The organism is Shewanella sp. SR43-8, assembly GCF_014163775.1.
In the GTDB taxonomy this organism is placed as follows: Bacteria; Pseudomonadota; Gammaproteobacteria; order Enterobacterales; family Shewanellaceae; genus Shewanella; species Shewanella vesiculosa.
The window spans coordinates 83,155-106,425 of sequence record NZ_JACJDX010000004.1; the positions used below are offsets into that span (position 1 = coordinate 83,155).

General features: G+C 41.9%; 25 protein-coding genes. 14 read left to right on the forward strand and 11 right to left on the reverse strand.

The window, feature by feature from the left end; genetic code table 11:
• Positions 1–9 precede the first annotated feature (9 nt).
• Complete coding sequence (locus H5114_RS06205; RefSeq protein ID WP_124017849.1) at positions 10–627, forward strand: LysE family translocator; 618 nt, start codon at positions 10–12, stop codon at positions 625–627.
• A 145-nt stretch (positions 628–772) separates the two neighbouring features.
• Here the strand turns inward: H5114_RS06205 and H5114_RS06210 are convergent, their stop codons facing one another.
• Positions 773–1,099 (reverse strand): DUF3144 domain-containing protein, encoded by a 327-nt coding sequence (locus tag H5114_RS06210; RefSeq protein ID WP_124017850.1) that lies wholly within the window; start codon positions 1,097–1,099, stop codon positions 773–775.
• 72 nt (positions 1,100–1,171) lie between these two features.
• Complete coding sequence (locus tag H5114_RS06215) at positions 1,172–1,723, reverse strand: prepilin-type N-terminal cleavage/methylation domain-containing protein (RefSeq protein ID WP_207891330.1); 552 nt, start codon at positions 1,721–1,723, stop codon at positions 1,172–1,174.
• Between the two features lie 91 nt (positions 1,724–1,814).
• On the opposite strand from H5114_RS06215, the gene ung reads away from it, so the two are divergent.
• Entirely contained in the window at positions 1,815–2,477 is a 663-nt protein-coding gene (gene ung, locus H5114_RS06220) for a uracil-DNA glycosylase (protein ID WP_182722468.1), read from the forward strand.
• Between the two features lie 110 nt (positions 2,478–2,587).
• Here the strand turns inward: ung and ispB are convergent, their stop codons facing one another.
• Positions 2,588–3,559 carry an octaprenyl diphosphate synthase gene (gene ispB, locus H5114_RS06225; RefSeq protein ID WP_124017853.1) on the reverse strand — a complete coding sequence of 324 codons (972 nt, stop codon included), beginning with the start codon at positions 3,557–3,559 and terminating at the stop codon, positions 2,588–2,590.
• 404 nt (positions 3,560–3,963) lie between these two features.
• Between ispB and rplU the strand changes: the two genes are divergently transcribed.
• From rplU to H5114_RS06260, 7 genes are all read left to right on the forward strand, one after another.
• The gene (rplU, locus tag H5114_RS06230) at positions 3,964–4,275 is read left to right on the forward strand and encodes a 50S ribosomal protein L21 (RefSeq protein ID WP_124017917.1); all 312 of its coding nucleotides are present in this window, start codon (positions 3,964–3,966) and stop codon (positions 4,273–4,275) included.
• A 16-nt stretch (positions 4,276–4,291) separates the two neighbouring features.
• Positions 4,292–4,546, forward strand: a complete 255-nt coding sequence (gene rpmA / locus H5114_RS06235; RefSeq protein WP_011638531.1) for a 50S ribosomal protein L27 — start codon at positions 4,292–4,294, stop codon at positions 4,544–4,546.
• 201 nt (positions 4,547–4,747) lie between these two features.
• On the forward strand, positions 4,748–5,914 hold the full coding sequence (gene cgtA, locus H5114_RS06240; RefSeq protein ID WP_124017854.1) for an Obg family GTPase CgtA: 1,167 nt from the start codon (positions 4,748–4,750) through the stop codon (positions 5,912–5,914).
• A gap of 20 nt (positions 5,915–5,934) precedes the next feature.
• Positions 5,935–6,693: a threonine/serine exporter family protein gene (locus H5114_RS06245; RefSeq protein WP_124017855.1), complete on the forward strand. Its 759-nt coding sequence runs from the start codon at positions 5,935–5,937 to the stop codon at positions 6,691–6,693.
• A complete protein-coding gene (locus tag H5114_RS06250; protein WP_124017856.1) occupies positions 6,693–7,163 on the forward strand; it encodes a threonine/serine exporter family protein in 471 nt (156 codons plus the stop codon). Before H5114_RS06245 ends, H5114_RS06250 begins: the two co-directional genes overlap by 1 nt.
• A 19-nt stretch (positions 7,164–7,182) precedes the next feature.
• The gene (folA, locus tag H5114_RS06255; protein WP_124017857.1) at positions 7,183–7,665 is read left to right on the forward strand and encodes a type 3 dihydrofolate reductase; all 483 of its coding nucleotides are present in this window, start codon (positions 7,183–7,185) and stop codon (positions 7,663–7,665) included.
• 95 nt (positions 7,666–7,760) lie between these two features.
• Positions 7,761–8,165: a DUF3718 domain-containing protein gene (locus H5114_RS06260; RefSeq protein ID WP_182722469.1), complete on the forward strand. Its 405-nt coding sequence runs from the start codon at positions 7,761–7,763 to the stop codon at positions 8,163–8,165.
• Positions 8,166–8,607: 442 nt separating this feature from the next.
• Here H5114_RS06260 and H5114_RS06265 read toward each other — a convergent pair whose 3' ends face one another.
• The 7 genes from H5114_RS06265 to lptD form a co-directional block, all read right to left on the reverse strand.
• A complete protein-coding gene (locus H5114_RS06265) occupies positions 8,608–10,629 on the reverse strand; it encodes a methyl-accepting chemotaxis protein (RefSeq protein WP_182722470.1) in 2,022 nt (673 codons plus the stop codon).
• A gap of 152 nt (positions 10,630–10,781) precedes the next feature.
• Positions 10,782–11,600: a symmetrical bis(5'-nucleosyl)-tetraphosphatase gene (locus H5114_RS06270; protein WP_124017860.1), complete on the reverse strand. Its 819-nt coding sequence runs from the start codon at positions 11,598–11,600 to the stop codon at positions 10,782–10,784.
• 3 nt (positions 11,601–11,603) lie between these two features.
• On the reverse strand, positions 11,604–11,984 hold the full coding sequence (apaG, locus tag H5114_RS06275; protein WP_124017861.1) for a Co2+/Mg2+ efflux protein ApaG: 381 nt from the start codon (positions 11,982–11,984) through the stop codon (positions 11,604–11,606).
• A 48-nt stretch (positions 11,985–12,032) separates the two neighbouring features.
• Positions 12,033–12,839 carry a 16S rRNA (adenine(1518)-N(6)/adenine(1519)-N(6))-dimethyltransferase RsmA gene (rsmA, locus tag H5114_RS06280; RefSeq protein ID WP_124017862.1) on the reverse strand — a complete coding sequence of 269 codons (807 nt, stop codon included), beginning with the start codon at positions 12,837–12,839 and terminating at the stop codon, positions 12,033–12,035.
• Positions 12,840–12,848: 9 nt separating this feature from the next.
• The gene (pdxA, locus tag H5114_RS06285) at positions 12,849–13,832 is read right to left on the reverse strand and encodes a 4-hydroxythreonine-4-phosphate dehydrogenase PdxA (protein WP_124017863.1); all 984 of its coding nucleotides are present in this window, start codon (positions 13,830–13,832) and stop codon (positions 12,849–12,851) included.
• 9 nt (positions 13,833–13,841) lie between these two features.
• On the reverse strand, positions 13,842–15,146 hold the full coding sequence (gene surA, locus H5114_RS06290) for a peptidylprolyl isomerase SurA (RefSeq protein WP_124017864.1): 1,305 nt from the start codon (positions 15,144–15,146) through the stop codon (positions 13,842–13,844).
• A 144-nt stretch (positions 15,147–15,290) separates the two neighbouring features.
• On the reverse strand, positions 15,291–17,591 hold the full coding sequence (gene lptD, locus H5114_RS06295; protein WP_182722471.1) for an LPS assembly protein LptD: 2,301 nt from the start codon (positions 17,589–17,591) through the stop codon (positions 15,291–15,293).
• Between the two features lie 143 nt (positions 17,592–17,734).
• On the opposite strand from lptD, the gene H5114_RS06300 reads away from it, so the two are divergent.
• The 5 genes from H5114_RS06300 to H5114_RS06320 all read left to right on the forward strand — a co-directional run bounded on the left by H5114_RS06300 (position 17,735) and on the right by H5114_RS06320 (position 21,771).
• Complete coding sequence (locus tag H5114_RS06300; protein WP_182722472.1) at positions 17,735–18,763, forward strand: aminoglycoside phosphotransferase family protein; 1,029 nt, start codon at positions 17,735–17,737, stop codon at positions 18,761–18,763.
• A complete protein-coding gene (gene murU, locus H5114_RS06305) occupies positions 18,760–19,443 on the forward strand; it encodes an N-acetylmuramate alpha-1-phosphate uridylyltransferase MurU (RefSeq protein ID WP_182722473.1) in 684 nt (227 codons plus the stop codon). The genes H5114_RS06300 and murU overlap by 4 nt, the downstream gene beginning before the upstream one ends.
• Positions 19,444–19,508: 65 nt before the next feature.
• A complete protein-coding gene (djlA, locus tag H5114_RS06310; protein WP_124017868.1) occupies positions 19,509–20,282 on the forward strand; it encodes a co-chaperone DjlA in 774 nt (257 codons plus the stop codon).
• Between the two features lie 49 nt (positions 20,283–20,331).
• Positions 20,332–21,285, forward strand: coding sequence for a D-2-hydroxyacid dehydrogenase (locus H5114_RS06315; protein ID WP_182722474.1), 954 nt, complete (start codon positions 20,332–20,334; stop codon positions 21,283–21,285).
• A gap of 39 nt (positions 21,286–21,324) precedes the next feature.
• Positions 21,325–21,771 carry a hypothetical protein gene (locus tag H5114_RS06320; RefSeq protein WP_124017870.1) on the forward strand — a complete coding sequence of 149 codons (447 nt, stop codon included), beginning with the start codon at positions 21,325–21,327 and terminating at the stop codon, positions 21,769–21,771.
• 148 nt (positions 21,772–21,919) lie between these two features.
• On the opposite strand, the gene purT is transcribed toward H5114_RS06320, so the two are convergent.
• Positions 21,920–23,110 (reverse strand): formate-dependent phosphoribosylglycinamide formyltransferase, encoded by a 1,191-nt coding sequence (gene purT, locus H5114_RS06325; RefSeq protein ID WP_182722475.1) that lies wholly within the window; start codon positions 23,108–23,110, stop codon positions 21,920–21,922.
• Positions 23,111–23,271 lie beyond the last annotated feature (161 nt).

Sequence of the window (23,271 nt, forward strand, 5' to 3'; positions counted from 1 at the left end):
AGGAGTGTTATGACGTTAAGTACTTGGCTGGGATTATTGGCGATATGTTGTTTGGGGGCTATGTCCCCAGGCCCCAGTTTAGCCATGGTGGTGCGGCATACCCTTGGTGGTGGCCGATTACACGGTATAGTCTGTGCTTGGGCACATTCAATCGGTATTGGTGTCTATGCTCTGGTAACTCTATTGGGTTTGGCAGCAATATTAAAAGCATCGCCGGTTATTTTTAATACCATCGCGGTAACTGGAGCGATTTACTTAGCTTGGATGGGGATGCAAGCACTTAGGTCTAAAGGCGGAATGCAGCAAAAATTGGCGGCGGGTCAACCCACAAGTCTGTGGATTGCAGCAAGAGATGGTATGGCTATTTCATTATTTAATCCCAAAATACTCCTGTTCTTTTTGGCTTTATTTAGTCAATTTGTATTAGCAGCTCAGACTGCTATTGGCCAAGGTTTAATTGTGTTTACGCCATTAATCGTTGATGGATTATGGTACACCATTATTGCGTTTTTGTTGTCTCATTCTGCCGTGTTGCCTAAGTTACGAAATCAGGCCAAATTAATTGATAGGCTTTCAGGTGTGGTGTTAATTTTACTCGCAATGAGGGTAATTTATACTCTGCTGTAATATCTGAATTTTGCGACTATAAATAGTCATCATGATATCGGCTAGGATGAACCGTATTGCTGACGGTGCAAAATGAGTCAGTTATGAACAATAATGCCTAGCAATAATCTGTTAGGCATTATTGTTATAACGCGTCATATGTTGGTTAAACGCCTTTAAACATTTGCACGCTGTCATCGCTTTCTGGCTCTTGTTGCTCTGCAGCAATAGGAGGATTAGCGATGTGGTCTTCTAAATTCTCTTTTAACATTGCTTTAAATTCATCAGAAAACCAAGCGAGTGCATGATCTTTTTCCGCAGCAAGATTAGCTGATTTAATCGATGCTTCAAACGCATTAAAACGAGCAGAGGCAAATCTCATTGCGGTACCGACTTTGCCAATATCATTTTCTTGTTGGCTAAGTTGATTGGCTAAGGCAATAAATTGGTCAGCTATTTGATACATTGTTAATTCTGTTTTGGCTTCAGACATCATATCCACTTTGTTGGTGAGTTAATTTTCCAATGAGTGTAACGTCTTTATTTGAAAATTTCAGGTAAAAAATTAGCTATCAGGATTTGAATCTATCAAGACCTCGCCGTTACGCGAATCATAGTATATGGACACCAGTGGTAGTAAATTGTAGTAATAACGGCACTGATCTGGATTGATATATTCAGCTCTATAATCCGATATATCCTTATCTGCACTAATTGAAACACTTGGGCCATCTTGTAATAGCGTAGGCCAGACTGAGAGACAGTCATTATTATTATCCAGTCTTGGCGAAGCCTCGTAAGGTGGGTAATTCTGTGCTGGATAACCCCATTGGTTGATATCAAGTTGGCCATCGGTTCCAGCTTGACTGAAAATCGCTAAATTATCTGCCGGGCCAGAATACCCCATGGCTGCCCATTTCATGTGCGCTAGGGTTATTGCTGACGAAAATGCCCCACCAGTGACTTTTACCGTAGCGATTTTAGCATCTCTGCCGATATCAACAAATTTTGGTAAGGCAATCATTGCGATAATCCCAAGTATGATGATAACAACGACGAGTTCAATAAGGGTAAAACCATTTTTAGGGGTGTTTTTGTTATTATGTAATGGCATCATATTAGGCATAAAAGTGATTAATCTGTTGATAGTAAACTAAAGACTGAGCTGTTCGCTAATTTATCGCTAACCTTTTGAAGGAATACATTAGATGACTTCCCATTGGCAAACCTTGTTTGAACAACAACAATCACAGCCATATTATCAAGATTTGATGCACTTTATTGCCTCACAAAGGGCCGCTAATAAGGTTATTTATCCACCGGATGATGAAGTGTTTGCTGCTTTTAATTTAACGCCCTTGTCAGCGGTTAAAGTCGTGATACTAGGGCAAGACCCTTATCATGGCCCAAATCAAGCTCACGGGCTGTCTTTTTCGGTTAAGAAGGGCATAAAACCACCGCCTTCATTGGCTAATATCTATAAAGAGTTAACCAATGACATTGACGACTTTGTGATCCCAGAACATGGTGATTTAAGCGCTTGGGCTAAGCAAGGGGTGTTGTTACTCAATACTGTGTTGACAGTAGAGCAGGGGTTATCTCATTCACATGCTAAAGCGGGCTGGGAGACATTTACCGATAGTGTGCTGAAGTACTTAGATCAACAAGCATCACCAATCATATTTGTGTGTTGGGGCAATCACGCGATTAAAAAAGGTCGATTGATTACCGCACCTCATCATCATGTAATGAACGGCCCACATCCATCGCCCTTATCTGCTTACCGGGGCTTTTTTGGTTGTCATCATTTTTCAAGTATTAATCAATTATTAATTAACCAGGGTAATAAACCGATAAATTGGCAAGTGTGATAACAAAAAAGGTGTGAATTGATATTCACACCTTTCTCAATGCCGTTAGTCATAAAATCTTGTCATCAGAAAACCACTGTTTATGGTAATTGTTGAGCTCTTGATGATTGCTAACTACTGCGATTAACCGATAAGTGAGCCAGTGAAATTAATGCCTGTTTGTAGTCATTATCAGGAAAAACTCCGAGTGCATCAATGGCTTTTTGTGCTTCAGCTTGCGCCTTTTCTTGGGTGTAAACTAATGCACCAGACTCGCCCAATGCCACTAATATCTCATCAATAGCTTTAGTACCGTCGCTTTGTTCAATCGCGTCTCTAATCAGCTTTTTAGCAGTATCAGACCCATTTTCCATAGCGTATATCAGCGGTAACGTCGGTTTACCTTCGGCGAGGTCATCACCGATGTTTTTGCCGAGTTCGTCGGAGTTAGCCGTGTAATCAAGTAAATCATCGGTTAACTGAAACGCCGTACCTAGGTATTTGCCGTAATTGGCTAATGCCTGTTCTTGTTCCGGGCTGACATTTGCTAATACGCCGGCTAATTGAGTTGCCGCTTCAAATAATTTAGCGGTTTTACAGTAGATAACCCGCATATAGTTTGCTTCGGTCGTATCGGGATCATTACAGTTCATTAACTGTAATACTTCGCCTTCAGCAAGTACATTAGTCGTATGGGCTAAGACTTTAAGCACTTTCATGCTGTCAAGCTCGGTCATCATTTGAAATGAGCGAGTATATAAAAAGTCGCCAACCAGCACGCTTGCACTATTACCGAATAACGCATTGGCAGTTTCACGGCCGCGACGCAGTGTTGACTCATCAACAACATCGTCATGCAATAAAGACGCGGTATGAATAAATTCGATAATCGCAGCGAGTTTTAAGTGATGTTCGCCTTGATAGCCAACAGCTCGGGCGGCCAATACAGATAATAACGGACGTAAACGTTTACCACCGCCATTGATTATGTAAAAGCCTAATTGATTAATTAGGGCTACATCAGATTCAAGTTGTTTATATATCAGCTGATTGACTGCTTGCATATCAGTGTCAGCCAGTTGACGAATGGCGTTTAAATCCATAATAGTCTCTGGTTGTTGGGCGACAGGCTTTGCACCCTTAATTAGTCATATCGAATTAGAGCGCATATCTTACAGGATATTAGTGCTATTTTTCAAAGTATGTATTTACACAATTGCGCTTACATTATCCTGATTTCGCGATAGTTTGCTGGATTATTGCCAATTTACCTATAAAATTTAGGCATAGATTAACTCAAACATGTTAACTAAATTTTAAAGAAGGCACATTAGCTATTAATGAATAGTGTGCAGTAATAGGGTCTTTTTTATTTGATAGTGAATTAGCACTTGCCGGATGATAATTCTTCGCGTAGAATCCGCGCCCATTGTCATTAAAAGTTTTTTAGCACCTAGTCTCGTCAATAATATGAGTTAGTGTGTTAGTCATTTGGAGTAAAATAGCCATGTATGCTGTTTTTCAAAGTGGCGGAAAGCAACACCGTGTTGCTGAAGGTCATACAGTTCGTTTAGAAAAATTAGAAGTTGCTACTGGTGAAACCATAGAATTCGATCAAGTTTTATTGATCGCTGATGGTGAAACAGTGCATGTTGGTGCTCCTTTAGTTGCTGGCGGTAAAGTCGTAGCTGAAGTAGTTGGCCACGGTCGCGGCGACAAGGTAACTATTATCAAGTTCCGTCGTCGTAAGCATCACGACAAGAAGATGGGCCATCGTCAATGGTTCACCGAAGTTAAAATCACTGCGATCAGCGCATAATTTAGGAGTCTAACTCATGGCACATAAAAAAGCTGGCGGTTCTACTCGTAACGGCCGCGATTCAGAAAGTAAACGTCTTGGTGTTAAACGCTTTGGCGGTGAATCAGTTCTAGCTGGTAACATTATCGTTCGTCAACGTGGTACTAAGTTCCACGCTGGTGTAAACGTAGGTATTGGTCGTGACCATACTTTGTTTGCATTAACAGACGGTAAAGTAAAGTTTCAAGTTAAAGGTCCTAATAATCGTAAATTTATTAGCATCGAAGCTTAATTCTTTCTAAGCTAGATCTCGAAAGCCCTGCCTATGGTGGGGCTTTTGTGTTTTTTATATCATTAAACTGTTATAGGATAGTTTGATGATTTTGTTTATATGCAGTAGGCGATATCGTGATGAATGCTATCTTCAGCGCTTTCCTGCAAAACTCAGTTATTTGGGTTTATAATTACAGATTAAGTGGCGTCAGGAGTCAGTATGAAGTTTGTTGATGAAGCGAATATTCGCGTAGAAGCAGGTGACGGCGGAAGCGGTTGCGTGAGTTTTAGACGCGAAAAGTATGTCCCAGATGGTGGCCCTGACGGCGGTGACGGTGGTGATGGCGGTAGTGTATACCTACAAGCTAATGAAAACCTTAATACGCTAATTGATTACCGTTTTACTCGTTTCCATATGGCTGAGCGCGGAACCAATGGTCGTGGTCGTGATTGTACCGGTCATGGCGGCAGTGATTTAGTTCTTCAAGTACCTGTAGGTACTCGTGCTATTGACCAAGAAACAGAAGAGTCACTTGGTGATCTTACATCGCATGGACAAAAGCTTCTCGTTGCTAAAGGTGGTTTCCACGGTCTAGGTAACACTCGTTTTAAGAGCAGTACTAACCGTGCTCCTCGTCAAAAGACCTTAGGTACTCCAGGTGAAGTTCGTTCAATCAAGCTTGAACTTTTATTGCTTGCTGATGTAGGTTTGCTCGGTATGCCAAATGCTGGTAAATCGACTTTCATACGCTCGGTTTCACGTGCAACGCCTAAAGTGGCTGATTATCCGTTCACAACTTTAGTTCCAAACCTTGGTGTGGTGAATCCGCGTCCAGGTCAAAGCTTTGTTATTGCCGATATTCCTGGTTTGATTGAAGGCGCTGCAGAAGGTGCTGGTTTAGGTATTCGTTTCTTAAAGCATCTTGAACGTTGTCGCATGTTATTACACATTATTGATATTGAACCTATCGATGGTGTTGACCCTGTCTATTCAGCTCGTGCTATTGTTGGTGAACTTGAGAAGTACTCTCCAAAGCTTGCGGCAAAACCGCGTTGGTTAGTCTTCAATAAAACCGATTTGCTGCTCGACGAAGAGTTACAAGGTAAAATCGATCGCATCGTTAAAGAGCTAGATTGGCAAGGAGATGTTTATACTATGTCTGCTTACAATCGAACCGGAACTGAAGAGTTAAGCATTAAGATGCTCGACTACATCAGAAGTTTACCGGCTATTGTCGAAGAAATAACGCCAGATGCTGATGTTGAATTTAAATGGGATAATTACCATAGCGCTGAAGATGAAGTCGTTAATGAAGATTATAATGATGATTTTGACGATGATTTTGATGATGACGATTATGATGTAGAAGTGATCTATCAACGTTAATAGACTCATTTGAGGATATCGTGTACGAAGATAGCCAAAATGAAATTACCCGCCTTGTAGTGCGTTGTGCGCAACTACTGTTGGCTTATGGTGCTGAGTCTGATCTTGTTGAAGAGATTAGCCAGCGCCTAGGTAAAGCACTCGGTCTTGCTAGCATTGAGATATCAATTTCATCTAATGCATTAGTACTGACCAGCTTAGTACACGGTCGCTGTGTCACGACCACTCGTCGTATTCGTGCTCATGGCATTAATATGACGGTGATTTGTGAATTACAGCGAATTTGTATATTGGCAGAAAAAGGCATTTATGGTGCCAATGAAGTTCGCCGCCGCCTCGCTCATATTACCCCTAAAACTTATCCTGCAATCGCCGTAGTCCCTATGATTGGTTTGTCATGTGCCAGTTTCTGTCATTTATTCGATGGCGACATGATGGCATGTTTAATCACATTTTTTGCCTCGTCGATTGGCATGATGGTGCGGCTTTTTCTAGCATCGCGCCATTTCAATTTATTGGTTAACTTTTCGATTACAGCATTCATTATTACTGTTGTTGCCCAAGCCGGTTATATGTGGCCAATTACCCATACTCCCCAAGTGGCAATGGCCGCAAGCGTATTAATGCTGGTGCCTGGATTTCCGCTGATTAATGCTATTTCAGATATGGTTAAAGGTCATATGAACGTAGGCATTTCTCGCTGGGGCCATGCAACGTTATTAACATTAGCTTCTGTTATCGGTATCACCATCGCCATGCAATTGGGGGGGATTTTCTAATGCTTGAGCTGATTAGTTTGTTATTGCATGACGCTTTTTTTTCCGCGATACCCGCAATTGGTTTTGCCATGGTGTTTAACGTTCCCAAACGATATTTACTCTATTGCGCCCTTGCTGGTGCGATAGGTCACAGTTCTCGAACCTTACTAATGCAATTTTCAATGCCGATAGAATGGGCGACATTTGCAGCCGCTGCAATTGTGGGCGTCGTGACGATTCGGTTTGCAAAGCAACATTTAGCCCCACCATTAATGTATGCTGTCGCCGCTATTATCCCTATGGTGCCAGGTACTTATGCATTTAATACCGTGATTGCTCTGATTCAACTGACCGCCCAAAGTCAAGTCAGCCCTGAACTCACTGCACAAGTCATTTTAAACGGCTTAAAAACGGTATTTATTTTAGGTGCGCTTGCCGTTGGGCTCGCGTTACCAAGCTTACTCTACTATCGCACCAGATCGATTATCTAACCACAAGGATTCTGCCTCAATGCGTATTGCAATGATTGCCGCAATGGCCAACAACAGAGTTATCGGCAAAGACAATAAAATGCCATGGCATTTACCGGAAGATTTACGTCATTTTAAGGCGATGACCTTGTCTAAACCTGTGGTAATGGGTCGTAAAACATTTGAATCAATTGGGCGGCCATTACCTGGTCGACATAATATCGTCATAAGTCGTAACAGCCAGCTGAGTATTGATGGCGTGACCTGTGTTCAAAGCTTTGATGATGCTGTTGCTGCTGCTGGCGATTGTGACGAAATAGTCGTCATTGGTGGTGGTCAGCTTTACCAACAATTATTACCCAAAGCTGATATTTTATACCTTACGTTAATCGATCTTGATGTTGATGGTGACACCTTGTTTCCTGATTGGGATGATGGATCTTGGCAATTACAGAATTCAGTAAATGCAACAAACGACAAAGGATTGCAATATAGCTTTAACACTTTACATAAAAAGTGTTAAATTAGGCGTGTTTAACCCTGAATTAGTTTGACAGCGATCTAAAATATGATCTCTATACATAGCTATATAACTATAAAAAAATAAAGGAGTGTCAGATGCGTCTATTGCCTGTAGCTATCGCAGCCCTGATTGGATCATCTTTTGTATCAGTACCTGCTATTGCCGATACAGATCAATTAGTTGCAAATATTTGTGATTATGTGAAATCAGATGATAAAAACCGCTTACGTAAAAAAATGAAAGAGAGCCGTGTTAAATTACGTAACGTATACTCCAGTATTTCTTGTGATGGCAGCAGTTTATTGCGTACTGCCTACAAGTCGAACGCGGGTAATGTGGGTGAATTTATTGCTAAACGTATGCCATCATCAGATCTTGCTGCTCCAGAAGCTGACGGTAAAGCTATTTTAGATTGGGCTTCTGCCAATGGTTACGATGCAAGCGAAATAACAACAGCGATCAAAGACCGTCTTGGTGGTGGTGCTGGGTCAGATGATTAATCATCTGAGTATGCAGTAACATAAAGCGAACCAGAAATGCCGATAAGTAATTATCGGCATTTTTTATGTCGGTAATTTATGAGCAAGTTTAAGAGTTTTATTTCGATTAAAGCCCATTTTAGTGTGCTATTTAACCTTGGTTGGGAATATAAACGTTTATCTAACTCTTCTCCGTCTCGCCAGCTGCATTGATTTGCAATAGGCTATATTGAGTATTAGTTTGATAAGAGCTAGGCCAAATGTTGCTATTAAGCTTTACTGACTCGCTCCCTATACTTCAGTTGCGGTTATTTTTAACTGTTATATGTCCGACTATAGTGGGTTAATCAATGTGATAAACCAGCGCTACCATCGATTAGGGTTAACCTTGCATTTGATATTGATAGCAATAAAAAAGGCCCCAGAGGGACCTTTTATTTATTTGAGCATAAATAGTTATCAATTAAACCTTAAACTCGCGTACAGAGGCTTGCAGCTCTTCAGCAAGCATTGCAACTTGATGACTTGATTGTGCAGTTTGATCGGCTCCGATTGAGGTTTCTTCTGAAATCGATGCGATATGTTCAAGTTTTTCGGAAACTTGTTGGCTAACGATATTTTGCTCTTGCGCAGCATGGGCAATATGATTACCCGAATCATAGGCTCGGTGAACCGACTTACTGATAGTTTCGAGGGCAATATTAGATTGCTCGTTCTTTTCAACGCAACTGTTTGCTTGACCTCGACTTTGCTCCATTACGGCAACCGCTTCCTGAGTGCCGACTTGTAAAACTTCAATCATTTGCTGAATTTCACTGGTTGAATGTTGTGTACGTGATGCTAAGTTACGAACCTCATCAGCAACAACCGCAAAACCTCGGCCTTGTTCACCCGCTCTTGCTGCTTCAATCGCGGCATTTAGCGCCAGTAAGTTGGTTTGATCGGCAATCCCACGGATTACGTCTAAGATAGAACCAATCGATGCACTGTCTGAGTGAACCTTATTAATAACAACACCGGCTCTGGCGACTTCTTCTGCAAGGGCAATAATGGTATTTTTGCTTTCTTCTGCAAGGGTACGCATGTGCTGGGTTTCATTGTCAGCTTGCTTAATCTCATTGAGTGCTTGATCTGCGCTCATTGAAACTTGCTGTGCACTTGAGCTCAATTCAGTCGTCGCAGCAGCAACTTGATCGACTTGGCTCTTTTGTTCTTGAATACCTATCGTTGTTTGCGAGGTAATGGCAGAGGTCTCTTCAGCTGCAGCCGCTAATTGGTTCGAGCGATCGACAATACCAATAATAAGACTGCGTAGGCTGTCGACTAAGCGATTACAGTTTTTAGCCAATTCGGCAAACTCATCGTGACCTGTGTCATCTAATTTATGAGTTAAGTCACCTGATGCCAATACATTAAGGGCTTTATTGACTTTTTCTAACGAATTAGTCAGTGGTTTAACAACCGCAATACTAACGATAATAGCGACGACAATTGCCATTAATACCACTATTAGGGTTTTAATCGCTGCGGAATCAATAATATCTAACGCCGAATTACTGATGTCACTTGCGAAAGTATCGATTGATTTTGCCAAAACAGTCATCTTCTTGTTGACGTCTTTGGCGGAACTTTGAGTTTCTACAAGTTGTTTAGCCGCGGCAAACTCATGACTTAATTGCTGCTGTTTCAAAGCGATAATTGAGTCATTACCCTTTAGCAAAGTAAATACTTTTGCGCTTTCAGCAGTTAAATCTTCTAAAGTTGAACTGTTTACAACACCGTTACCTTTAGTGTTGATAAAGTCTAATTTGGTCGATGCTTCGCTGACCATGTAATCGAGTTCTTTAATGATTAAGTCATATTTGCTTTGTTCAGTTGTCGCCACTAAATCATAAATTGTGGTAATGATATTGATGAATGTACTATCGATTACACTGGCGGTTGCGGCTAAACTGCGTTCAGTTTCGTCCTCGCTAGTTTCTAGATCGATAATATCTAACAGAATCGATGAGGAGTCATCCGCTGCGTTTTCAAGATTACTGCGCATCTTAAGTAACTGTTCTTGTAAAGTAAGCGCACTTAGACGTTCAAGAAGCATCTTTGTGGCATTGGAACCATACAAAGTATAGCTTTTATTTAATGCCGCTAAGGGGGCTGAAAGCTGTGTCTGTTTACTGACTAAGTTGTTTAAGCTACTGAGGTCTTGTTTAAAGGTGTTATCTAAATCTGATAACTGTTTTTTTATGGCAGGAATTTGGGATGAACGAGTACTGTAATAAGCCAGTAGTGCTTCAATTTGTTGCGAGCTTAAGTTTTCACTTAAAATGCTCGTTTTTTCAAGCGCAGGTAAACTGATAGTGTTAAGAATCGTCGCTCCATCTTTAATTCTGTCATTACTCAGCATGGTTACACCACCGAGTACTATCAATAACAGCGTCACCACGGTAAAACCGCCAATGACTCTGGTCGCTACATTAATTTTCATACAGTACTCCGGCTATTATTATTTGATCCTGATTTTTCTGGTGTGTGCTGTTGCATGTCATCATATCGAATTTATTAGAGGGTGATTGTTTCTCAGGCAAGCGTAACAAATTCTACATTTAGTTATCGGCTAAATGCTACTTTAGTTTAACGTTAAACTAACCTTTTTTGGGTAATATTTTCATTCTTTTCAAGATGCCATAATGTGAGGTGCTCTCCCCAGCAACAACCAGTATCTAATGCCAGAATTTTCTGGTTATTTGTTTGCCCCATTAATGCTGCCCAATGTCCGAAAACTAAGGTGTTTTGTGGCACTATTTTCGATGGGAATTCAAACCATGGGCGTAAATCTGATGAGTGTTGTTTGCTGGGCGGCAATTTACACTTAAAATCAAGACTTCCATCTAAGTGCAAGAATCTCATTCGAGTTAAGGCATTGATACAGTAACGTAGCCTAGCTATACCTGCCAGTGCTGGCGACCATTGTTCGGTATCGTCGCTATACATTTGGCCAATTAATTCGCTTAAATAATCATCTTGCTGTAAAGCTATGCTCACTTGTTTTGCTTCACGCTCAACTATGGCCAAGTCCCATTGAGGGGGAACACCGGCATGCGTCATGATGATATTGTGTTCGGGTAAGGTCCGAATCAAGGGTTGTTGACGAACCCAAGTGACCAAATTATCAATATCAGGTGCATTGAGGAGTTCGTCAAGATGATCGTTGGGATTAGGTCGCTTTAATTTTCCGTGCAAAGCTAGCAGATGTAAATCGTGATTACCGAGCACCACTTTTGCAGAATCTTGTAAGGATTGAAAGAAACGCAGGGTTGCAAGTGACTCAGTTCCTCTGGCAATAAGATCACCTACGGCCCAGAGTTGGTCTTTAGACGGATTAAAAGCCACTTTTTGCAGCAGTAGTTGTAATTCTGAATAACAACCCTGAATATCGCCAACAAAATAGTTAGCCATAAGTTATTGAAATATCCCAGGAACCGCTAGACGAAAAGGTGGGATTGCGACTAAAAAGCGCTCTCCTTTATGATCTTCCATACCATAAAAACCTTGCATAAAACCGACTGGCGTTTCCATTACAGTACCACTGGTATATTGATATGCGGTATTCGGAGCAATGGTCGGCGTTTCGCCCACAACACCAGGGCCTTTGACTTCATTTTTATCGCCGTCAGCGTCGGTGATAATCCAATGACGGTCTTTTAGAGTTACTTTGTTATCACTCAGATTGATAATGGTTATCGTGTAGCTAAAGAGGTATTTATTATCGGCAACATCAGATTGTTGTTCTAAATATTGGGTGTCGACTTTAATTTTTATCGGTGATTCAACTTGGCTCATATTAGATCCTAAAGCAAAAGGGCATGCTCAATACGCATGCCCTTATATTTAATCTTTTTTGTCACACAGAAAATTAGCCATTGTGACGTATTGCTCGACGCTAATTTGTTCGGGCCGCAAACTAGCATCAACTTGTAACGTAGCAAAATCGTCGTCTGACAATAATGTTTTTAAATTATTACGTAATGTCTTACGGCGCATATTAAATGCGGTTGTCACTAAGTGCCTTAATACATCAACATTTTGACATGGCCAAGGCTTGACTGCATAAGGCAATAATCTGACGACTGCAGAATCCACTTTAGGGGCAGGAGTGAAGCTGGTTGGCGGCACTTCTAGTACAGGAACCACTTGGCAATAATATTGTGCCATTACCGTCAAGCGGCCATATGCCTTGTTACCAGGGCTAGCCGATAAACGTAATACGACTTCTTTTTGCAACATAAAATGCATTGTTTCTATTTGTTCAGCAAACTCAAACAAATGAAACATCAAGGGCGTTGAAATGTTGTAAGGAAGATTTCCAAACACTTTCATTTTTTTGCCAGCTTGTTGCAATTGGTTAAAATCAAACTGCAATGCATCACCTTGGTGAATGGTCAGTTTGTCTTTTAGTGTTGGATGATATTGTAGGCGCTTAACTAAGTCGCGATCTAATTCAACAACCGTGAGGTTATCAATCATGTCTGCAACAGGTTCAGTTAAGGCACCTAGGCCAGGTCCAATTTCGACCATCACATGATTATTATCAGGCGCAATAGCCCCGACTATGCTACTAATCACGCCTTGATCAGTTAAGAAGTTTTGTCCAAAACGCTTTCTGGCCGTATGGCCTAAATGTACTTTATTACTCATTAAAATGGGTTACTTACTTTTTGAGGCCAATTCGATGGCTTTGTTTAATGCACAGGTAAAACTGCCGCTATCCGCTTGGCCACTGCCGGCTAATTCTAGCGCGGTGCCGTGATCGACTGAAGTACGGATATAAGGTAAACCTAAGGTGATATTGACCGACTTGCCAAATCCTAATGATTTAAGCACAGGTAATCCTTGGTCATGATACATGGCTAATACCACGTCAGCTTGTTCGAGATACTTAGGTTGGAATAGCGTATCGGCCGGTAAGGGGCCAACAATATCCATACCTTGTTCCCGTAGCTCGTTGAGCGCAGGTATGATGGTATCAATTTCTTCACGGCCTAAATGGCCATCTTCTCCTGCATGTGGATTGAGTCCGCACACATAAATTTTAGGTGAGCCTAAACCAAACTTACTGACTAACTCGCGATGTAAAATGGTAATAATATGATGCAGTCTATCACGGGTAATCGCTTTAGCGACATACGCTAAAGGAATGTGAGTCGTCATCAATGCCACTTGCAAGCCTGGAGCGGCAAGCATCATGACAACATCAGCACAGTTAGCTTGCAGTGCAAAAAATTCGGTATGACCACTAAACGGAATACCCGCTTGGTTAATAATGCCTTTATGCACTGGCCCAGTGACGACGGCGTCGAATTCATTCGACATATTTCTCTCACCGGCGTAACGCAAGGTTTCTACTACATATGCACTGTTTGCTTCATTCAACACACCACATTTAGCTTCTTCAGCTAATGCAAAAGGCGCAATAGTTAATGTTCCTGCGGCTTGAGGTTTTGGTGGTTGTGATGATTGGTAAGGCATAAGTTGCAAGGGTAATCCAAGCATTTTTGCTCGCGTCATGAGCAAATCAGGATCGGCGCAAACAACTAACTCAACAGGCCAAGCCTGTTGAGCGAGTTTGATGACTAAGTCTGGACCAATACTTGCTGGTTCGCCTGGTGTTATGGCAATACGTTTAGTCATTAATTATGCTTAGCCTCGTTTGCTTTCTGGCTCAACGATTTCGATATACGCTTCTGAACGCATTTCGTCTAACCAGGTTTGTAGCTCTTCATTAAACTTACGACGGAAGATTAATTGATGAGCACGGTTGCTATTAAATTGTTCTGTTGCGTCTGTTTTACGGCGAGCTTCAAGTTGGACTATATGCCAGCCATGCGTTGAACGGAACGGTTCACTGTACTGACCTTCTTCAAGGCTTGCTAGAGTTTGTGAAAACTCTGGCACATACATGCTTGGGTCTGCCCAGCCTAATTCACCGCCTTTAGCTGCAGAACCAGGATCTTCAGAGTACTGACTGGCTAATTTAGCGAAATCAGCATCACCGGCACGCACTTGAATTAAAAAGTTGGCTAACATCGCTTTAGCACGCTCTTCCGATAAAATCGGTGAGGGCTTTAATAGGATATGGCGTGATTTTACTTCTTCAACTTCTTGAGTTTGTAAGCCACGAGTATCGACTACTTTGATAATATGAAAACCTGACCCCGATTTAATCGGACCAATAATGTCACCTTTTTTAGCTGTACTAACCACTTCAGCAAATAAGGTTGGCATTTCATTGATGTTCATAAAGTCCCAGATCCCGCCTTCTAGCGCTTTTGGACCCGAAGACGATGCAATAGCTGTGCTACGGAAATCATCACCGTCATTTAAGCGTTTAAGCACGATATCTGCACGGCGACTAGCACTTTCAAGTTGTTCACTGGTTGGGTTACTTGGTACTTCAATCAGGATGTGACCAATTTGAAACTCAACATCTTTTAAGCCTTGTTCCTGAATCAGTTTCACTAAGCCAGTAATTTCTTGCGGCGACACCTGAATTCGGCGTTGTACTTGAATACGCTGAATTTCACCTAGGGTGACTTCTTGACGTAACTGTTCCCGATATTGACTAAAGCTAGTGCCTTCGCTCTCAATCGATTGGCGCATCTGTGCAACCGATATTTTCTGCTCTTTAGCAATATTTTCAATTGTTTGGTCTAATTGTAAATCGCCAATTTGCAAACCGATACGTTGAGCTGTTTGCATTTGCAAATGGGTTAAAATGAGGCGTTCTATAACCTGAGTACGCAAGGCGTCATCAGAAGGCAACGTTTGATTAGCCGATTTGGCATTGGCTTTGACTGTGGTAATCATGTTGCTGATTTCACTTTCAAGAATGATACCGTCATTAACTTGTACCGCTACGCGATCTAATGGTATTGGCGCAGCAATACTGGTGTTGCTTATAGCCAGTGCTAGTAATGCAAAAATTATTTTTTTACTGTGTTTCATCCACAAAATCCTTGGCACATTCGATTCAATATAAACTGGCAATAGATCGCCAAAATAAGGTTACTACATCATACTCAACAGCATGTTTGTTGTTATTGGACTATGAGTTTATCGCTAGGTTCAGCAATCTATCACAAAAGATTGTTAATTCCTCAAGTAAAGTGGTTTACGGTAGTTAAATAAGCCTTCATTTAACATGTCGTCGACTCCTAATGGACCCGATCCCCCTAAGCCTTTAATGACAAAGTTTAGATAAACACCGCTCTCAAACTCTTCACGTCCGTCAATGGCGGCTGACAAATCATCATCGTAGTTTGTTTTAATTCGGTAATGATAACTCAGACGCAATGCCCAGCAACATGACTCATACTGCACGCCTGTATAAGTTTCAATACTACGAGATTCATTAAGGTCATAATAGTAGTTACCAACAAAATATAAGTTGTCACTAAGAGGCCAAGATGTTCTTACGCCTGCTTGAGAAATATCAACTTTATCATTGGTATTGGTATTGAGTAAGTCTGGAACAAAGCGATAGCTTAACTGTAATAATTTGTCATTACTTGGACGATAATCCAAGGTGACTTCATTCTTTTTATTCTCACCTGTTTGAGTGTCGTGCTGAACCGAACCACTGATAAACCAGTCATTATATAACTGAGCATCGAGTTCTGCTGCTAATACCGACGTCGACTGCGTTGTTTCTTCATAGGTATCATCAATGCTGACTTTTGAGTCTTGTAGATACATGATTTGACCTACGCTAAACTTCATTTTTTCGCGGTTAGCTTGGTCAAATAAACGGGTGGTGAAGCCCAAAGTGAACTGGTTAGCATCTGCTACACGATCTAAGCCTGAATATTGGCGATCGCGGAACAAGCCATAATAGTCTTCTTGTAATTGCGCGGTGTCATAAATACCAATATTGGATTGGTCTTCATAGCCGACATAAAGGTATTGAATTTGCGGTTCTAGGGTTTGACGGTATTGTTCGTCAAACATTTGGGTAGCTCGCTCGAAATTAACCTGACCATGTAAACGCGCTTGCGGAATAGTACGGCTTACGCTGTTATCTAAGGTTGAATCGGGATCGATATTTTGCTGCCAATACTGGGTTTGCAGTAATTTAACTTCACTGGTAAACGAGCCCGCAGGCCCTTGAATTGGCCAGATTAAGCTAGGCACTAAGTGTAAGCGAGTCGCGGTATTGTAGTCATTATCTTGATGACGAAAGTTGGTCAGTTCAGAGTTAAACTTAAAGTCGATAGAGTTAAAAATATCGGCAGAACGATAGTTAAAGTTTAACTGTGGCATCACTTGATAGGGTTTTTCATCTTCACCAAGTACTTTGATATCTTGTACGCGCATATTGAAATCCCAGTTACGTTCAAAATAACTGGCTTCACCAATGCGTGATAACTGGTTGTCGGTTGAACGGTTAACGTCGGAATTTAAATCGTTGAAATAATTGTTATCAGACACATCGGTATAGTCTGATCTGACGCGCCAGTTTTTATTGATGGCCCCTTGATGACTCCAATGATACAAATATCGGTCAGCGTTTGAGGTTAGCTTACTATCATTACTTAAGTATTCGACATTGAACTGGCCGTTTTGTTGCTCACCGGCAAGATAGCGAAATTGAGTTTTGGTATACAGCCCACGTGAGGACATGAAATCCGGAGTGAAAGTAAGATCAAACTCTGGCGCAATATTCCAATAATAAGGGGTGCTGACTTCCACACCATTCGTGGTACTGGTACTGAAGCTTGGGAATAAAAAGCCTGTTTTACGTTTATCAGATACCGGTACTGTCATATATGGAATATATAGCACTGGAATGTCTGCAATACGCAGCTTGGCATTCCAAATCTCACCCCATTCTTCTTTACTGTCAATTTTGATCATGTCCGCTTCAAGCAGCCATGATTCATCACCTGGAGGACAGGTTGAAAAGTTGGTTTTGGTCAGTAATAAATTATTGTCTGACGTAATCTGTAACTTTTCAGCATCGCCATGAACTTGTTGGCCATGCAACCAATACTGTGCGCCTTTTAAGGTGGCGTTATTGGTACTCATTTGAGCTTCTAGTGTATCGGCTGTAACGGTAAATAACTCATCTTTAAATATTAGGTTGCCGTTAGCATTTAAGCGTTGTTGCTTTTGATCTAATACGGCATTGTCAGCCGCAATATGACGAAACCCTTGGCTGAAACTCACATCGCCTGAAAATTCGGCTTGCTCGTTATAAGAAACAGCAGAGTGATCACTAATGATAACAATCTGATCGTCAGAAATACCGGTTAATGCTGCACGATCTTCGAATGAACGAGAAACAGGTGGCGCAACAACGCATTGTAGCGCAGGCGCTTCGGTCGTTGTTGGCTCATCAGCCAACACGATATTTGGGAGTAGGCTTAGTGCCAGAAAATAACGGATCTGCATTGTTGTCAATAATTTATGAATTCTGATTCCGGAAAGTTTTGGAGAGAAAAAGATACTCAGCTAGATGAAACATTCCATTCTTTAGCTGTTTCCAAATGTTATGCTGGCTATAATAAAGCAATTTTTAGTTAAGAGCCATTGAGATGATTTTATCTGACCCAAGATTTGTTGCGTTAAGTAACTGGTTAAACCAATATTTCGGCGATAACGTTGCCATTAGTTTGATCTGTGGTGATGCCAGTTTTCGACGTTATTTTCGTATTCAGTATCAAGGTAAGCATTATATTGTCTCTGATTCGCCCATTGATTTAGTGCCTATCGCGCCTTTTGTGGCGATTGCAAAAGCTTATCATCATGCTGGGTTATTGGTACCCGAAGTACTTGCCACCTGCGATGACTATGGCTTTGTTTTGCAAACTGATGTGGGCGAATTACAACTCTTGTCAGTGCTGAATAAAGCTAATGTGAGCGACTATTATCAGCGCGCATTAAACTTATTACCCATTATTGCATCCGTGACCGAGACCCAAGATGGTCCGCTGGCCGATTATGACGCTGCTTTTGTGATGCGAGAGTTAGCGATTTTTGTCGATTGGCTTCTGAAAGAGCATTTAGATTACTCGCTGACGGACAATGAACAGGCAATGATTGAGTCGACCTTTAATGCGTTAACCGAAAATGTCCTTGCACAGCCTCAAGTCGGTATGCATCGTGATTATCATAGCCGTAATTTACTGATAAATAATCAAGCGTTAGCAGTGATCGACTTTCAAGATGCCGTCTATGGCGCAGTCACTTATGATGCTGTCTCTCTGCTACGTGACTGTTACGTGCGCTGGCCTGACGATATCGTTAATCCGTTGATGAGATATCATTATCAACTGGCAATTGATCATCAATTGATGAGTGACGATGTAACGTTTTCAACTTATCAACAATGGTTTGATTTAATGGGCATACAACGCCACATTAAAGCCGCAGGTATTTTTGCTCGTTTATACCATCGTGATGCCAAGCGCGGTTATTTGGCTGATATTCCATTAACCTTACAATACGTTACTGATATTGGTATGCAGTACTCACAAATTGCTGAATTTAGTCAATGGGTTAATAAGGTGATTTTACCGCGAGTAAACCGTAAAAGTATTGATGAGGCGGTAAGCGAAGCATGAAAGCAATGATTTTGGCTGCGGGGCGTGGAGAGCGTTTACGACCTTTAACCGACACCTTACCTAAACCGTTAGTGAGCGTTGCCGGTAAACCATTAATAGAATATCACATAGAGAAACTTGCTTTGCTGGGGGTGAGTGACATAGTGATCAATCAGGCGTGGTTAGGGCATAAATTACCTGAAATATTAGGCGATGGAAGTCGTTGGGGAGTACAGATCCGTTATAGCGATGAAACCACTGCGTTAGAAACGGCTGGCGGTATCAAGCACGCATTACCATTATTAGGTGATGAGCCCTTTTTAGTCATCAACGGTGATATATTTATCGATTACTTGCCCGATGTCTCGTTAGCTTATCGAAAGGTTATCCAAGCTGAAGCGGACGCGTTTTTATGGTTAGTTGATAATCCAGCGCATCATCCGCAGGGGGATTTTGCTATTGATGTGAATGGCCAATTAACGGTTGATGATGAGCCAAAGTTAACCTTTGCTGGCTTGGGCATTTACCATCCTCGATTATTTATAAACTTACCCGAAGGTAAGCAAGCCTTGGGACCTGTGCTGAAGCAATCAATGAGCCAGCAGCGGATACAAGGTGTGCATTTTAAGGCTTATTGGTGCGATGTCGGGACGATTGAGCGACTAGAACAACTGCAGAGTCGATTACTGGCTCAAGATTAAGGCATGCGAGCGCGCCTAAATGCAAAGCGCGACATATTAATTATTTAACCGTAGTGGAAAACAACATGCGAATTTGGGGTAAAGTTTTTGGGTTTATCATTGGGTTTATGTTTGGGCGTTTCTTTGGGGCTATTTTAGGCTTATGGTTAGGCCATGCTTATGACAGACGCCAAGGCTTAAGCGCGTTAATGCGTAAAGGCGGTGAGCGTCAGGCGATGTTTTTCAATGCTACATTTGCCGTCATGGGCCATGTAGCTAAAGCCTCTGGGCGAGTGACTGAAACCGACATCCGTATTGCGGCCATGTTAATGGATCAAATGAAGTTATCAGGACAATCGCGTATTGATGCGCAAACAGCTTTTCGCCAAGGGCGCCAAGCTGATTTTGATCTGTTACAGCAGCTTGAGTTGTTTCGACAAGCCACTCAAGGCCGAGCTGAGTTAGCGCAGATGTTTTTAGAGATCCAAATTCAAACTGCATTATCTGATGGTGAGTTACATGCCAATGAGAAGCAAATTTTATCCGCTATTGCCAATAAGCTTGGTCTTGCTGCACAACTTGATGTGTTACTGGCTCGTTGGCAAGCTGAATTCAGTCATCATCAGTCGCCGCAAGGTAATAAAATGCCGCTGACTGATGCTTATGTACTCCTCGGCGTATCAGAGTCTGCAAGCGATCAAGACGTTAAGCGTACTTACCGCAAACTGATGAACGAACATCATCCTGATAAGCTTGTTGCAAAAGGCTTACCAGAAGAAATGATGGAGCTTGCCAACACTAAAGCGCAAGATATTCAAGCTGCTTACGAGCGAATTAAAACTTCACGTGGAATGCGTTAGTAATAGGCTCAATGCCTGTGCACGCTGTTATTAATAGGGCCAAAAATCGATGAAAATAGTGGTATTAGATGGTTACACTCTGAATCCTGGTGATTTGAATTGGCAGGCGCTAGAGGCATTAGGCGAGTGCGATATTTACGACCATACACCACTCGACCAAATCGTCAGTCGCTGTCAAGGTGCGCAAATTGTGCTGACGAATAAAACCCAGTTGAGTGCTACAACCTTAAAGCAACTGCCCGGATTAATTTATATTGGGGTTCTTGCCACAGGCACCAATGTTGTAGACATGGATGCCGCAACCGCGCAGGGGATTGTGGTCACCAATATTCCTGCTTATGGCCCAGATGCCGTGGCGCAAATGGTGTTTGCCCATATTCTGCATCACCATCAGCAGGTGGCCTTACACGATCACGCTGTTAAAGCTGGACAATGGGCTGCTAATCGGGATTTTTGTTTTAGTTTGAGTCCATTAACCTCGTTAAAAGGATTAACCTTAGGGGTGGTGGGGTATGGCGATATTGGTCAGCAAGTTGCCAATTTAGGTGTGGCATTCGGTATGAATGTCTTGATCACCACTACGCAACCGAAAACGAATTTACCAGCAGCCATTCAATGGTGTCAACGTGACCATTTACTTAAGCAAGCCGATATTATATCGCTACATTGTCCGCTTAATGCGGCAACCAAATATATGATAAACAGTGACAGTTTACGCTTACTTAAACCGGGTTGTTTATTAGTTAATACTGCTCGCGGCGACTTGATTAATGAAATTGATTTAGCCCAATGGCTTAACCATGCTCATGGATTTGCTGGCGTTGACGTGCTATCAACTGAGCCGCCAAGTCATGATAATCCGCTCCTTAGTGCTGCCAATATTACCATTACGCCGCATATTGCCTGGGCAACATTGCAGGCTAGACAAAATCTACTCAACATCGCGGTTGAAAATGTACACCAGTTTCAACAGGGTAAAGTGTTGAATCAGGTTAATGGCTAATGGCTCTTTAATCACCACCAGTAATACGGATATTCGCTTATGTCACTATGGAAAATCTTGTTTGATTTTGTTGATAAAGAACGGACAAAGTTTGATAACGTACGTCATGATACCCATGCGCTGCAATTTGAGATTGAATCAAATATTCATTTTATCGTTGATGGCTTAGCGCAGGAAATCAGCGCCGCTGATATTATTAAAGGGTTAGAAACTAAAGCGTTTGAACATGCCATGAGCTCAGGTTTACGTATTCGACAAGCTAGACTGAGCGCTAAAACCATTGAGGGTTATAAAGAGTTTGATAAATATCTAGATGAGCCAAGTGATGTGTTGGTGAAAAACCTGTACATGAAAATCACCGTATTACGAAAATTGATCAATGTGGGTAAGTTTGATCAGGAACGTAAACTCAAAGCGCTATTTCGTCTAATGATGTTAGTCCACTTTCATTTAGCCAGTAAGTCACTGCCAAAAGCAAAAAACTAAGTTATCAAGCTAAGGTATACATTCACTTAAACACAAAAAGCAAAAAGCAAAAAATAAGCCGCTGAAACGTGTAACAGATTCGGCGGCTTAATTTTGTCTATCAAGTCATTTTGTTGAGCTGTTATTGCTTAACTGAGATAAGCGTTATTTAAAATATAACCTTGATATTACTCGCCACTATTTTAGCTTTTTCGACCGCTGCTTCCACCGAGCTATCACGGGCTAATGCAACGCCTAAACGACGGCGACCATCAATATCTGGTTTACCAAACAAACGTAATTGAGTGTTAGCCGGGGCTAACGCAGCCGCGATGCCTTGATAACGAATATTGGTCGAGGTGCCTGTTGCTAAAATCACTGCAGAAGCACTGGGTCCATGTTGGGCAATATTGCTGATTGGTAAGCCCAAAATCGCTCGAACATGCAAAGCAAATTCAGATAAATCTTGGCTGATTAAAGTGACTAAACCTGTGTCGTGTGGCCTTGGTGATACTTCAGAAAAGTACACTTCATCACCGCGAATAAATAGTTCAACCCCAAATAAGCCATATCCCCCCAGTGCTTCAACCACACGCTGGCTCATAGCTTGGGCTTTTTGTAGTACATCAGCTGGCATGGCTTGTGGTTGCCATGATTCACGATAATCACCATCTTCTTGTCTGTGACCAATTGGGTCACAAAAGTGAATGCCATTAACAGCGCTAATGGTTAGCAAGGTAATTTCGTAATCAAATGGAATAAAGGCTTCAACAATCACTCGGCCTTTGCCTGCGCGGCCGCCTTCTTGAGCGTAAGCCCATGCGTGCTGAACAGTATCTGCTGATTTAATCACACTCTGACCTTTACCAGATGAGCTCATCACCGGCTTAACCACACAAGGAATACCAATATCGGCTACGGCTTGTTCAAATTCTGCTTGGGTGTCACAGAAAAAATACTTTGAAGTTGGAATCGCTAAGGTTTCTGCCGCGAGACGGCGAATTCCTTCACGATCCATAGTCAGTTTGGCCGCATTGGCTGTCGGCACGACATGCAGACCTTGTTGCTCTAGTTCTACTAAGGTTTGGGTGGCAATGGCTTCAATTTCTGGAATGACTAAATCAGGCTTTTCAAGCTCAATAACCGCTTTTAATGCCTCAGCATCCAACATGTTAATCACATGAAAGCGATGAGCAATTTGCATAGCAGGCGCATTAGGGTAGCGATCAACCCCAATCACCTCAATACCATAACGTTGCAGCTCAATAGCCACCTCTTTGCCGAGTTCACCGCAGCCTAATAGCATCGCTTTAATCGTGCCTGGAGTATTTGCTGTGCCAAATGTAGTAGGAATCGCCATGATGATGTACAGCCTCTGTGTAGGGATATTTTTATATGCCGAACAGTGTAACGAGATGCGCTATTAAAAAGCCAATATAAAAGTCACTTTATGGCGAAAATAGTACAAATATGACCGTTTTTTGTGATGAAAGATTGTGTTTTTTTGACGACAAGTCTAGA